This window comes from Streptomyces sp. NPDC000594, from assembly GCF_040299965.1.
GTDB lineage: Bacteria > Actinomycetota > Actinomycetes > Streptomycetales > Streptomycetaceae > Streptomyces.
Map to the genome: position 1 here is coordinate 93,982 of NZ_JBEPCY010000013.1, position 12,451 is coordinate 106,432.

Sequence of the window (12,451 nt, forward strand, 5' to 3'; positions counted from 1 at the left end):
TCACGACCATGTGTTTCGCACGGGGTGCCCGAGGGCGTCATGGAGGCGCACGAGACGGTCCTCCGCCTCGGTGGAGGTGGAGTGCGTCATGTGGCGGCTGGCTCGCTCGTGGATGAGAGTGGCCAGGGTCTCGGCTTGGCGCTCCTGCGGGCTCGCGAACTTCGAGCGGCCCATCAGGCTGGCGATGCGGTCGATGTCGAGCCCGAGCTCGTCGTCGATGGGCTGTGCCTGGGTGGCCATGGAGCGGATGCGCGCGGCTTCCGCGCGGATGATGGAGGCGACCGGCAGTTCGGGCAGGTCGAGGGTGGAGACGGCGTCGTGGGTCCGGGCCAGCAGGGTCTGGAAGTGCTGGGCCGCGAGGTCGACTTCTTCCTCGGTCGCGTCGTCTCCGAGGGTGAGCTCGGGCGCGACGTGGCCGAGGAGCATGTGGGAGATCTCGTGCAGGATGATCTGCACCTTGAGGATCTCGGCCGCTGCCGCGTCGTAGAAGACCAGGTCGGCGGCGTCGAGGCCGATCCAGATGCCGCACGGGAGCGAGGGGTCCGGAGGGCCGTCGAGGGGGAGGAGGACGAGCGGCCGGCCGCGCTGTTCCGCGATGCCCGCGCAGAAGGTTGCAAGATCGAACGGCTGGGGGATGACGAGCTGGTCGGCTATGGCGGCACAGTGGGCGTCTGCCCGCCTCCACCAGCGCATACCTGACCCTTTGTCCTCCACATCCGGCACCGTGGACGGGGCGCCCAGGCAGGGCTTTTCCGTTCACGGCCGCGAAGCGCATCGGAGCGCTACTCGCCGGTTCGCAGCTTAAACGGATCACCCCGACGGCCGGAATGGCCTGTTTGGTGCATGACAAGACATCGGGGCACTTCCGTGCCGAAAAGGTCTTCTATGCACCAAATGGGAGTGAAGTTCCTCTCACGGCTTCCTCCGGCGCCCCTTCTTCGGCGGGACCTCCGGCAGCCCTTCCACTTCGCGCAGCTGCTTGATGAACGCCCCGACGGTCTTGATCGAACGGGCCGACAGGCCCGACAGCCGGAACGCCGCAGCCTTCACGTTCTCGTCCTCCAGGGCCTGAGCGAACTCGTCGGTCGCCTGGGCGCGCTCCATCTCCTTGCGCAGCTGCGCCACGCGCTCTTCGATCCGCTTCTCGACCGCCTGGAAGTTCTCTCCGTCGGCGAGGTATCCGACGGTCACGCCGAAGAACCGGGCGATGGCCCGGAGCGAGTCGAGGCCGGGGTTGGTGTTGCTTCCGCGGTGGATCGTCTGAACGGTGCCGTGCGAAACGGAGGGGCCTTCCCCCTTCCTGCTCCCCTCGGCGATCTCGGCATAGGTGTAGGGGCCGCGGCCCGCCGGGTGGATCGTCTCGATCAAGAAGTCGAGGCGCCCTGCCAGGGTGTTGGCGTGCCGACCGCTGGGGTTCGCCTCACCCATCGCGATCACTGCTCCTTCTGCCGTTGATGTTCATCATTGAACCACCTCCATTGTCTACCCGGCTAGATAGGGAAGGCGACCAGCGGGCGCACAGCAGGAGAGGTTCCCACACCCCAATCTACTTGACATCCCACGTGTGATCAGGCGTATGTTCATCACGTCCGTCTAGCAGACTAGATACAAGCCGCCAGTAAATGGCGGCAGCAATCGTCTAGCTCGCTAGACGCCCGGTGTCTGACCGGCACCGGAGGGCACGGGAGGATCTTGCGGCGACCGCTGCGGGGGAGCCCCGTTCAGCAAGACCGGCGCCCTGGAGGAACTTCCTCCAGGGCGCCGGGACGCGGCCTTGCAGGGCCGCGGTTCACCGGGTGCTGGACCACATCGCCGTAGGAAGCCGTGGTCCAGTACCCCGAAGAGGGCATCTTTCCATGCGATCTTTCATAGGCAAAGGGTCATCGGCCTTCGCCAGCGCCGGAACCGCCGTCGCCGTACTGGCCGGCCCGGTGCTTCTCGCCACCCCCGCAGCAGCGGCCGACCGGGAGGGGAACGAGGGCCGGGCTGTCGGCTGGCACCTCCAGACCGGGCGCAGCGCTTTCTGGGGCGGTACCCACACGCTCGACAGCGGCTCTCCGGCGTTCTGTCTCGACTTCAACCTGTACGGACCGAAGGAGGAGACCGACAACGGCTACCGGCCGGCCAAGGCCCCGAACGAGCTGAGCGAGGACACGAAGGCGCAGCTCGCGCACCTCGCGGCCCGGTACGGCAAGCTCCCCGACACCTCGGCCGGACGGAACACCACCGCCGCCGCCTCACTGCTGTCCTGGGCCCTGGCCGACCGCGACGGCGTGGACGAGGCTGGCTTCAACGGGGAGAAGATCCCGTGGAAGTCGTGGCTGGACAAGGGGATGCCCAAGGGGGCGGTCTCCGGGTACGGCGCCGACTCCAAGGTGGACACCGCGCCGGTCGTCGAGGAGTTCAACCGGCTGCGCGCCGAGGTTGATGACATCGACGCGGCCCCCTACGCCCTGACCGTGCCGGACACCGGCAAGACGTTCCCGTACGAGCGCACGCCCGCCGAGAAGAACCTGACCGTCAAGCTCGCCCAGGGCTCGAAGCCGGTTCCCGGCGTCCAGGTGAACACGACGCGGCTCGACAATGTGGCCAAGCCCCAGACGCCCGGCGCCGTCGGCGCGACCGACGCCCGGGGAGAGACGGCGTTCGCCTTCACCCCGGCCAAGCCGGGCCTGGAGGCCGGGGCCGGCTTCACCGCCGACGTCACCGTGAACACCCCGACGTTCTGGGCCACCGACAAGAAGATGGCCGGGCACCCGATGCAGCGGCTGATCTACTTCGCCGCGGAGAAAAGGACGCTCGCCGTCTCCGGCTCGGTGAGCTTCGAGCCCGCCTCGGTCGTGATCGCCCAGAAGAAGGACCGCGAGACCGGCAAGCCCGTCGCCTCGCCGGCCACCTACGAGATCCGCGGCAACCGTTCCACCGGGGCGAACGGCGCGCCCGGTGACCTGATCACGACGGTGACCACCGGCAAGGACGGACGCTCGGAGCCGGTCGACCTCGCCGCGGGCGTCTACTGGATAGTCGAGACCCGGGCCCCCGACGGGTACGAACTCGACCCGAAGCCGCAGCGGTTCGAGGTGAAGCCGGGGGACCAGGCGGTGATCACCGTCCTGAACAGCCCGGTCACCCGGCCCACGACGCCGCCGGTCACCCCGCCGGTCACTGCCCCGCCGACGACACCTCCGGTCACCACCCCGCCGACCAGTCCGCCGAGCACGCCTGGGTCTCCCTCGCCGTCCGACGCACCGCCGGCCACGCCGCCTTCGGACGGTGAACTCGCCGAGACCGGGGCGAGCCGGACCACGCAGGCCGCGGTGATCGCGGGTGGTCTCCTCCTCGCCGGTGGCATCGCCCTGATCGCCGCCCGCCGCCGCAGGAACGTTTCCCCTTCCGGATCCTGACCTGACCGTCCTGCGCTACGCGACGCGAAGACTCCGTCGCGCTCTCCGCCGCCTTGACCTCCGGGACCGCGTGCACTGACCACGTACGCCCTGGAGCAGCGGCCCGTGGGGGAGCCCGCCTTCGACCCAGCGGGCTTCCCCCACGGTCTCCTCTCCTCGTTCTGTCCGACGACAGCAGGCAAGCCCTCATGACCATTCAGTCACGTTTTATACGTAAATGCGGCATCGTGCTGTCCGGCGGCGCGCTGACCACCGCCACGCTCACGGGCTGCTCCACGGCCCCCTCCTCTCCGTCCGTCCCCGTCCCCGACCCCGGGCCCGCGACCGTCTCAGCTCCTCCCGAGGGCGTCCCGGTGCCGGGCACCGGGACGATCCCCATCCCGGACGGCGCCGGCCACGACGCCGACGCCGAACTCCCGGCAGCGGCCCGGCGGGCAGCCGCCGACTTCACCGTCGCCTGGGCCTCTCACGACGCACGACCCGGTAAGGACCGCTCCTACACCGACGCGGGCAAGCGCGCCGCCGCCTTCGCGTCAGCCGACCTGGGCGCAGCGATCAGCACCCCCCGGCCGTCCACCGCCTCCCTGTGGGCGCGCTGGACGAAGGACCGGACGCGGGTGACGGCGACGGTGACGAAGGTGTCCGTGCCCGACGGCGCCCCGGCACCGACCCGGACCTCGGCGCTCGCCCGGGTGCTGTACCGGCTGACCACGGCTCCGGCCAAGGGCAAGCCCACCAGCGAACTCAAGCAGGTCGCGCTCCAGCTCGAACTGGGCGGCGACGGCGAGTGGCGCGTCATCGCGCTGCCGTACGCGTAGGGGCGGGGATGAAGACGATCATTCAAGCCCTCTGTGCCTTCCTGGCCCTCTGCTGCACCGCGATCCTCGGCCTGCTGGTCGTCATCGGCGGCGCCAGCGGGGCGAGCGCGACGAACACCGGACCCGGCGGGTCCATCACGAACGACGCCCCCGTGCCCGACTGGCTGCGCGTGCTCATCAAGGACGCGGTGAAGGACGCCTGCCCGCAGGTCACCGCGAGCCTCCTGGCCGCCCAGCTCTACACCGAGAGCAACTTCAACCCGAAGGCCCGCTCGCCCGTCGGCGCCCAGGGCATCGCGCAGTTCATGCCCGGCACCTGGGCCGCGCACGGCGTGGACGGGAACAAGGACAGGCGGAAGGACCCGTTCGACCCCGAGGACGCGGTGCCCGCCGCAGTGGCCTACGACTGCTACATCGCGGGTCTCGTCAAGAACGTCTCCGGCGACTCGGTCAAGCTCATGCTGGCCGCGTACAACGCCGGCCCCGGCGCGGTCCAGCAGTACGGGGGCGTGCCCCCGTACGACGAGACGCGCAACTACGTGGAGAAGATCACCGAGCTGGCGGCGAAGTGGGCGGCGCTCGACAACGGCCAGGTGCCGCTGCCGCCGGGCTCCGGCGGCGCCGCGCGGGCCATCGCCGCCGCGAAGACCGCACTGGGCACTCCCTATCAGTGGGGCGGGACCTGCAAGGCGCCGTACCGGGGCTCGCAGGGGTGTGACTGCTCCTCGCTGATGCAGATGGCCTGGGGCGCAGCCGGTGTGAACATTCCCCGGACCACGTACGACCAGGTCAAGTCCGGTACCCCGGTGCGGAGCGTCAGCCAGCTCCGGCCCGGTGACCTGATCTTCAGCCGGGGCACAGCGGCCGTGCCGGAGCACGTCGCCATGTACATGGGCAACGGCCAGGTGATCGATTCACCGAGGACCGGCAAGTCGGTGCAGATCACGCCCCTGTCGTACTGGACGCCGCAGATCCTCGCCATGCGGCACATCGGCTGACCCCCTCCTCCTCTTCTTCTTTCCCTTCTCCGCGCGGCGGACTCGCCGGCGCGGCAGCACTTCCCTGATCCAAGGAGCACCACATGTTTTCCGGCGACTCGGTCACCCTCGCCAACGTCAACGACGTCATCGGAGGCGTCGAACCGACCTGGGGCCCCTTCGGCGCCCTCGGCAACACGGCGAAGATCATCATCGGCGTGATCGCCGCACTCGTGCTCGCGATCAGCGCCGGGGTGTTCCTGGTGGGCGTCGCCAAGAGCAAGGGCTGGCTCGGGTCCGGCAACAGCACCATGCAGACGGACCAGGGCAAGGGCATGATCGTCGGCGGGCTGACCGGGATCTTCCTGGTGGCGAGCGCGGCCACCATCTTCGGTCTCGTCTACGGCATGGGTATCTGAGGTCGTCATCATGAGCAACGAGCACAGCAACACCGATCACGGCTCCTGGTCGGCCGGTCCGGCCCCCCGCCACTTCCGGCCCCTGAGCATCGCCGTCGCCGCCATCACCGTACTGACGGTCTCAGGGCTGCTCATCGCCAACCTCGTCTCCGGCGACGACGAACCGGCTCCGGACTCCCCGGGCATCAGCGCGCAGCACCCTCAGTCGGCCGACGGCCCGGGAGCGGCACGCACTCAGGCCGGAGTCCCCGTGGGCTACCCGCGCACGAAGGCCGGGGCGAAGGCTGCCGCCAGCAACTTCCAGATAGCCCAGAGCACGACCGCGTTCCTCGCCGACCCGGACGTCCGGCGGAAGGTGACGAAGGCGGTCATGGCCCCCGACGTCGCCGATCAGCGCCTGGCCACCTTGAACGCACAGACCGACAAGCTGATGGCCCAGCTGGGAGTTCTCAAGTCCGGCCGCACGGCGCAGGGCGCCCCTCTGGTCAACCGGCACGCCACCCTCGCCGCCGAGGTGACGAGCTTCAGCCAGGAACTGGCCACCGTGGAGCTGTGGAGCGTCGCCGTAACCGGCGTCGCGGCGGCGGAAAGCCAACTGCCGCCGACCGGCGAGTTCACGCAGTGGAACTACACGCTCCGCTGGGTGGACGGCGACTGGAAGGCCGCGACCATCACCCGGTCCGCCGGCCTGGTACCGCAGACCAGCACCGGCCAGCCGTCGGCGCCGGGCGCCTTCCAGGATCTGGGAGGTGACACCGATGCCGCCCCGTACGCGCGCTGACCGCTTCCGGCTTCCCGGCGCGCACCGCGGGGCGGCGGTCGCCGCCGCGGCCGCGCTGCTCGCCCCCTTGTGGGTCCTCCTCACCGCTCCCCGGGCCCAGGCCGTACCGTCGCCCTGTGACCTGCCCGTGGTCACGGTCGCGTGCGACCTCTGGGACGGTGCCGGTACCGCCGCCGACTTCCTGACGGACCCCCTGGGCTTCATCGCCACCAAGATGGGCGAGGCGGCGGCGTGGTTCCTGGAGCAGATCATCAAGCTCATGGAGTCGACCACCACTGTCGACTTCACGAACCCCGGCTTCCTGAAGTCTTACGGTCTGATGGCCGCCGTCAGCGCCATCTTCACGGTCATCCTCTGGCTCATCGCGGTCGGCAAGCGCGCCGTCGCGGGCGTCTCACCTATGACCGCCATGTCGGAAGCGGTCGGCCTGCTGCTCGTGCAGGTCCTCGTCTCGGCGTTCACTCCCGCCGCCCTGCTGTACGCGAACAGGGCCGTCGATGAGATCACGAAGGTGTTCGCGGGGAGCGCGATCAAGGACGGGCAGCAGTTCGTCGAGAAGATGACCAAGGTCATCGGCACCACTCAGCCGCTGAACCTGCCGGTCGTGATGATCGCCGTCTTCCTCCTCCTCATCGTCGCCGCGCTGCTGGTGTGGATCGAGCTGCTGGTACGGGCCGGTGCGCTGTACGTAGGAGCACTGGTGGGCCCCCTGGTGGCCGCCGGTCTGGTGGACCGCGACCTATGGCCCCGCTGCAAGAAGTGGGTGGGGATGCTGCTCGCTCTGCTGTTGGCCAAGCCCGTCCTCTTCGCGCTGTTCGGGATGGCTGCGGCGATCATGAACTCGGAGAAGTCCGACGGCGCCGACGCGGTCCACACGCTCCTCGTGGGAACGCTGCTGCTCTTCCTGGCCGTGTTCTCCAGCGCCACCATCTACAAGTGGCTGCCGGCGTTCGGGGATCAGATGGGCGACCTGATGAACACCCGCAAGGGCGCGGCGCAGTCCGGTCCGCTGGCCGCCGTCCCGGGCCCGGCCCAGGCGGCTAGCTCGGCGATGAACGCGCGGATGATGAGCTCGCCCGTCGTCGGGAAGGGCGCCGCCGCAGCCGGGCCCGCCGGGGCGGCCGCAGTCGCCGTGAAGGCGGGAGCGGACGCGATGCAGAAGAAGGCGGAGTCGGCCAACACGATCGCGGACCACGGTGCGGGGGAGGGGAGTTCCACCTCCTCGGGCGCGCCGTCCGATACGCAGGCACCCAGCACGGTGCCGTCGGACCCCGGCGGAAGCTCTGTGGTGCCGACGGACGGGGACACCGCCTCTGCGGCGGGGCCTTCGGGCTCCGGGGGAAGCACTCCGACCGGGCCGTCGGTCGTCCCGGGCGACGACGACGCCGATACCGGCTCGATGCCGTCGGATACTCCCGGTGCCGCGGCGAACCCCGCGGGTCCGTCGGTTGTCCCGGTCACGGGCAGCAGCACCCCGGGCACCGGGTCGGCGTCGCCGGACAGGTCCGCCGCCGCGGCGAACCCCGCAGGTCCGTCGGTCGTTCCGGGCCCGGACGGCACCACCCCCGGGTCCGGTCCGGCCACCGCGGACACCACCGGTGCCGCGGCGAACCCCGCCGGGCCCTCCACCGTCGCGGTTCCTCCGGCGGCCCCGTCTTCCGAACCGGCCCAGGGCACCGCTCCTGGGGAGCCCGCAGCACCGGCCGTCGCCTCGTCGAACCGTCCGACAGGGACGGCCTCGCGCGCGGTGCCGTCCACCGTCCCCACCCCGTCAGCCCCGGGCACCCCGTCTCAGCCCAGCAACCAGGGAAGTGAACAGTAATGGCCGCAGACCGCACTTACGTCTTCGGCAAGGAGAGGCCGACCGGCCTGGTTGGCAAGCGGGACCTGGGCGAACAGATCCTCCTGGTCGGTGCACTCGGAATCGCGGTGGCACTGGGCTGGGTCCTCTCCGCCGTCCCGGTTCTCGCCATCCTGGCCGCCGCCGTGCTCGTCGGCGGCGCCGCCGCCGCGGTGTTCGTTCCGTACAAGCCCCGCGGCGCCTCGTCCCGGCGCACCTTCTACAAGTGGTGGCGCATCCGGCGCGACCACAAGCAGATCCTCAAGGCGACGGGCGGCGTATGGACCTCGCCCGCCATCGAGGCCGGTGTACGAGAAGACGGCGAAGCACCCGACGAAGCACTGGAGCCCGCCCCCGGCGTCACCAGAATGCGCCCGCTCACCACGTCGGTCCGCGGGCAGGACATCGCGGTCGTCCTACAGCCGGAGAACGGCTGCGTGACCGTGGCCCTGGAGATCGCCTCTCGCGGGCACGCTGGCAGGGACCGCTCCGACCAGGCCCTGGCACTCGACCGCTGGGGCGGCTTGCTCGACAGCTTCGGCAACTCCGAGAGCCCCATCGACCGGATCTCCGTCCTCGCGCGCCAGCTCAAGTCCGACCCCGAGGCACACCAGCTGCACATCAACTCCCGCGCCCAGTCGCCCGCGACAGACCAGGTGCCCGAGTGGCTCGCCCGCTCCTACGACGCCCTCGCCTCCGCGGTGAGCACCAGCGCAGAGGAGCACCGCTACTACGTGGTGGCGCACGCCTCCTGGACGAAGGATTTCGCGGCCGAGTCCTTCGAGCACGGTACGGGCGATGACGGAGTCACCGCGGTCATGGCGTCGGCGGCCGAGGAGCTGTGGGCCCGCTGCGAAGATGCGGAACTGCGCGTCGTCGCTCCCGTCGATCTCGGGGCGCTGACGGCCCTGGTCCGCAACGCGTACAACCCCGACCACCTGATCTGGGACGACGCACTCCCGCTTCAGCACGCCTTCCCCCGCCAGGTGGACGTCCGGGGCAAGCGGCACTTCCGCGCCCGCGCCGCGGGCTCCGCGGAGGGCTGGTACCACGCGACGGCCGCCGTCGTGAAGTGGCCCACCTCTCCGGTCGGCCCGGACTTCCTCGCCCCGCTCCTGATCGGACTGCCGGACGTCATCCGGACGGTCGCCATCACCAAGCACCTGGAATCCAACGACCGCGCGGTGGACCGGATGATGAGCGAGGACACCAACAACCAGGCCGAGATGCAGAGGAACGCCCGGCTGGGGCGCAACCTCGACCCGCGCGACCTCATCGCCACCCAGGCCACCGCCAAGCGCGGCATGGAGCTGGCCGCCTCCGGCGCCTCCGGCTCGGCGATCGTCGGCTACCTCACCGTCTCCGCCCGCACCGAGCAGGAGCTGTCCAAGACCAAGCGCAACACGGAGGCCAAAGCCCGCTCCTCCCACCTCCGGATCGAATGGCTCGACCTGGAGCACCACCGGGCGTTCGTCAACACGCTGCCGTTCGCGGCCGGAATCCGGGGCACGAAGTGACCCTCCTTCCCCCCGCGAAGACCACGACGCGCCGCCCCCTCTACACCACGACGCGCGCCTCCCAGTCCCTGTACCTGCCGATCTCCCCGCCCACCCTCGGCACCGCCGGCGCGGTGATCGGACGAGAGCTGTTCAGCGGGAAGGCGTTCATCTACTGCCCCTTCAACTGCTTCGGCGACGGACTCCCGGGCGGGAACGCCCTGGTCATGGGGGACACCGGCCGCGGAAAGTCCGCGCTGACGAAGACGTACGCCCTGCGGCAGGCCCGGATGGGACGGCGGCTGGCCGTCCTGGACACCAAGGAGCAGAAGGAGTCCGGCGAGGGCGAGTGGGCGGCCGTCTGCCGCGCCCTCACCGGCAAGGACCCGATCAAGTTCGTTCCCGGCGGCGGCCCGGGGTCGGCGTGCATCAACCCCTTGGACCCGTCGATCAGCGGCCGGCGGCAGGTCGAGCTCGTGCGCACGATCGTCGAGCTCGGCCTCGGCCGGGGCCTGGACGAGTTCGCGGGCTCCGCGCTGCGGATCGCGGTGCGCCGCGCCAACGACCGCGCCGCCGCCGAGGGCCGCACCGCGGTCCTGTCCGACGTCGCCCACGCGCTCCGGCATCCGACGGCCGAGGACGCGGCCGCGAAGAAGAGGACGGCCGAGGAACTCCTCGCCGACGGGCTGGAGGCGTCCTACGTCGTCGACCGGCTGTGCGGCGGGACCGAGGACGATGTGGCTGGGGGCGGCGACCTGGTGGGGATGCTCGACGGCCCCACCTCCCTGAGCATCGACCTCGACGCGCTCATGATCGTCTTCGACCTCGCCCGGGTCCCCTCCGGCGGCGCGGCCATGACCATCCTCATGGCGGTGATCGCCGTCTTCCTGGAGGAGGTGTGGCTCCGCGGCGAGTGCGAGTGCGGCACCTCCCCCGAGGAGCACGACCGCGTCGTCACCGACGCCGCCTCCGGCGCGTGGAAGCGCGGCGCGAACCCGGCCACCGGTTGCCGCGGGTACACGCAGGTCAAGAGGATTCTGATCTTCGAGGAAGCCTGGCACATCCTCGGCACACCCGAGTTGGCCCGGCTCTTGGAGAAGTTCCTCAAGTTCGCCCGCGGATACGGCCTCTCCTGCATCTTCATCGTCCACCACCTCTCCGACATCGACGACTCCGCCGAAACGGCGGCGGCGCTCAAGATGGCGGACACCCTGATCGTCTACTCGATGAAGGCGGACGAGGCCCGCTCCGTCGTCGCCCGCCTCGGCCTGCCGACCTGGACCAGCGACCACATCCCGCGCCTACGGCGCGGCGTGGCCCTCTGGAAGGTCGGCGAGACCGTCTACCCGGGCGTCCAGCACCTCCTGACCAGCACCGAGGAGCAGCTCTGTTTCTCCTCGAACGCCATGGCCGAGACCGCCGCCGCGTAACCCCCAGGATCCCGATGAGCACCTCCGCCTCCGCCGCCGCGGCACCCCACGCCCCCGGCGCCCCCATGCTCGGCCAGCTCGTCTTCGAGCCGCCCCGGGTGACCGCCCCGGTCACCCGGGGCGGCTGGTGGGCGTTCTTCTTCTGCCACTGCTGCGGGGAGGAGCGGTACGAGCCCGCTGTACCGCTTCCCCTCGACGCCCCGGTCGACTCACTGACCGCGCACGCCGCGCGGTTCTGGGGCCGCCCCTGCCTGCTGCGGCGCTTCCGCGACGGCTTCATCGTCCACCCCGCCGAGGCCGGCCCATGAGAATCTTCCACGGCCGCCGACCGGACACAACCGACCCCGACGACCCTGCCCGCCCCGCCGACACAGCGGTCCAGCTCCTGCTGGACGACCTCCGGGGACGCACCGACGGTGAACAGATCACCCTGGCCGGCATCGCCGACCGGCACGGTCTGCCCGTGCGCCGGATCCACTCCGCCGCACGGGCCCTGACCTCGACCGGACACCTGCTGCGGGTCAAATGCGAGACGGACGGTCGGTGGGCCACCGATCTGTACGTGTACCCGACGCCAGTGACGGACGACGAGTTCGAAGCAGTCCGGGCCAACCACCTCAGCGCCACGTCCCTGACGATCGAGCACCCTCCCGCCACCCGGACGGCGCCACCGGCCGCCGCTCCCGCAGGTCCGGCCCCGCTGCCCGAAGACGTCGAGCTGGCCACCGCCACCGCCGTCCGCCGCGTACTCGAATCCCTGCCCGGCCAGCTCACCCTCCTGCTCCCCACCCCTCTGCCCGTCCCCGTACAGTCAGCCGCTGCGGCGGCCCTGGCCGCAGGCCGGACCCCTGACGAGCTGAGCGCGCGCGTCCTGCGCCGCTGGTGGAAGCACGGCTACGCGACCAAAGCGACGGACCTCCAGCGTCCCGTCGGAGTTGCGATTGCGCTGCTGCGCCCCGGACCGTGCCCGGACCCCCGGTGCGAGGACGGGACCGTCCTCGACTCGGACACCCCTTGTACCCGCTGCGCGGAACGGCGCCAGGACCACCACCGCGCCCGGGCCGCCGAGGACGCTGCGCACCCCCGCGGCCCCGGTTCCTCTGCTCCCGGCCCCCCGACGCCGGTCCCGCCCCCGTTCACTGAACTCCCGGCCACCGGAGCGGTGAACCCGGCCACCGCGTCGGCCGGCGCTGCCCGCGTGCGCGCCGCCCTCGCCGACGCCAAGGACGGCCCGGCCCAGTCCCCTCGTTCCCCTGCACCCCTCACCCGGAGGACACCGTGACGGA

At 70.9% G+C, this 12,451-nt stretch carries 12 protein-coding genes; 10 read left to right on the forward strand and 2 right to left on the reverse strand.

Features of this window, described 5'->3' with window-relative positions; translation table 11 throughout:
* A complete protein-coding gene (locus ABT354_RS19790) occupies positions 1-693 on the reverse strand; it encodes a hypothetical protein (protein ID WP_351495452.1) in 693 nt (230 codons plus the stop codon).
* A 219-nt stretch (positions 694-912) separates the two neighbouring features.
* Positions 913-1,428, reverse strand: coding sequence for an XRE family transcriptional regulator (locus ABT354_RS19795; protein WP_351495454.1), 516 nt, complete (start codon positions 1,426-1,428; stop codon positions 913-915).
* 428 nt (positions 1,429-1,856) lie between these two features.
* On the opposite strand from ABT354_RS19795, the gene ABT354_RS19800 reads away from it, so the two are divergent.
* The 10 genes from ABT354_RS19800 (at position 1,857) to ABT354_RS19845 (ending at position 12,447) form a co-directional block, all read left to right on the forward strand.
* Complete coding sequence (locus tag ABT354_RS19800) at positions 1,857-3,404, forward strand: SpaA isopeptide-forming pilin-related protein (protein ID WP_351495456.1); 1,548 nt, start codon at positions 1,857-1,859, stop codon at positions 3,402-3,404.
* 188 nt (positions 3,405-3,592) lie between these two features.
* Positions 3,593-4,222: a hypothetical protein gene (locus ABT354_RS19805; protein ID WP_351495458.1), complete on the forward strand. Its 630-nt coding sequence runs from the start codon at positions 3,593-3,595 to the stop codon at positions 4,220-4,222.
* A gap of 8 nt (positions 4,223-4,230) precedes the next feature.
* Positions 4,231-5,220, forward strand: a complete 990-nt coding sequence (locus ABT354_RS19810; protein WP_351495460.1) for a bifunctional lytic transglycosylase/C40 family peptidase — start codon at positions 4,231-4,233, stop codon at positions 5,218-5,220.
* Positions 5,221-5,303: 83 nt separating this feature from the next.
* The gene (locus ABT354_RS19815; protein ID WP_351495462.1) at positions 5,304-5,618 is read left to right on the forward strand and encodes a DUF8827 family protein; all 315 of its coding nucleotides are present in this window, start codon (positions 5,304-5,306) and stop codon (positions 5,616-5,618) included.
* A 10-nt stretch (positions 5,619-5,628) separates the two neighbouring features.
* A complete protein-coding gene (locus ABT354_RS19820; protein WP_351495464.1) occupies positions 5,629-6,399 on the forward strand; it encodes a DUF8175 domain-containg protein in 771 nt (256 codons plus the stop codon).
* Positions 6,377-8,221 (forward strand): hypothetical protein, encoded by a 1,845-nt coding sequence (locus ABT354_RS19825; RefSeq protein ID WP_351495466.1) that lies wholly within the window; start codon positions 6,377-6,379, stop codon positions 8,219-8,221. The genes ABT354_RS19820 and ABT354_RS19825 overlap by 23 nt, the downstream gene beginning before the upstream one ends.
* Positions 8,221-9,756, forward strand: coding sequence for an SCO6880 family protein (locus ABT354_RS19830; protein WP_351495468.1), 1,536 nt, complete (start codon positions 8,221-8,223; stop codon positions 9,754-9,756). Before ABT354_RS19825 ends, ABT354_RS19830 begins: the two co-directional genes overlap by 1 nt.
* Complete coding sequence (locus tag ABT354_RS19835; protein ID WP_351495470.1) at positions 9,753-11,165, forward strand: putative type IV secretion/conjugal transfer ATPase; 1,413 nt, start codon at positions 9,753-9,755, stop codon at positions 11,163-11,165. The genes ABT354_RS19830 and ABT354_RS19835 overlap by 4 nt, the downstream gene beginning before the upstream one ends.
* A 14-nt stretch (positions 11,166-11,179) precedes the next feature.
* Positions 11,180-11,473: a hypothetical protein gene (locus tag ABT354_RS19840; RefSeq protein ID WP_351495472.1), complete on the forward strand. Its 294-nt coding sequence runs from the start codon at positions 11,180-11,182 to the stop codon at positions 11,471-11,473.
* Positions 11,470-12,447 carry a hypothetical protein gene (locus tag ABT354_RS19845; protein WP_351495474.1) on the forward strand — a complete coding sequence of 326 codons (978 nt, stop codon included), beginning with the start codon at positions 11,470-11,472 and terminating at the stop codon, positions 12,445-12,447. Before ABT354_RS19840 ends, ABT354_RS19845 begins: the two co-directional genes overlap by 4 nt.
* The last annotated feature ends 4 nt before the right edge of the window (positions 12,448-12,451 follow it).

Coding starts and splice junctions, on each gene's coding strand:
- ABT354_RS19825 (WP_351495466.1), top strand. CDS start 6,377: ATGCCGCCCCGTACGCGCGCTGACCGCTTCCGGCTTCCCGGCGCGCAC.
- ABT354_RS19845 (WP_351495474.1), top strand. CDS start 11,470: ATGAGAATCTTCCACGGCCGCCGACCGGACACAACCGACCCCGACGAC.
- ABT354_RS19800 (WP_351495456.1), top strand. CDS start 1,857: ATGCGATCTTTCATAGGCAAAGGGTCATCGGCCTTCGCCAGCGCCGGA.
- ABT354_RS19790 (WP_351495452.1), bottom strand. CDS start 693: ATGCGCTGGTGGAGGCGGGCAGACGCCCACTGTGCCGCCATAGCCGAC.
- ABT354_RS19830 (WP_351495468.1), top strand. CDS start 8,221: ATGGCCGCAGACCGCACTTACGTCTTCGGCAAGGAGAGGCCGACCGGC.
- ABT354_RS19820 (WP_351495464.1), top strand. CDS start 5,629: ATGAGCAACGAGCACAGCAACACCGATCACGGCTCCTGGTCGGCCGGT.
- ABT354_RS19810 (WP_351495460.1), top strand. CDS start 4,231: ATGAAGACGATCATTCAAGCCCTCTGTGCCTTCCTGGCCCTCTGCTGC.
- ABT354_RS19795 (WP_351495454.1), bottom strand. CDS start 1,428: ATGGGTGAGGCGAACCCCAGCGGTCGGCACGCCAACACCCTGGCAGGG.
- ABT354_RS19805 (WP_351495458.1), top strand. CDS start 3,593: ATGACCATTCAGTCACGTTTTATACGTAAATGCGGCATCGTGCTGTCC.
- ABT354_RS19840 (WP_351495472.1), top strand. CDS start 11,180: ATGAGCACCTCCGCCTCCGCCGCCGCGGCACCCCACGCCCCCGGCGCC.
- ABT354_RS19815 (WP_351495462.1), top strand. CDS start 5,304: ATGTTTTCCGGCGACTCGGTCACCCTCGCCAACGTCAACGACGTCATC.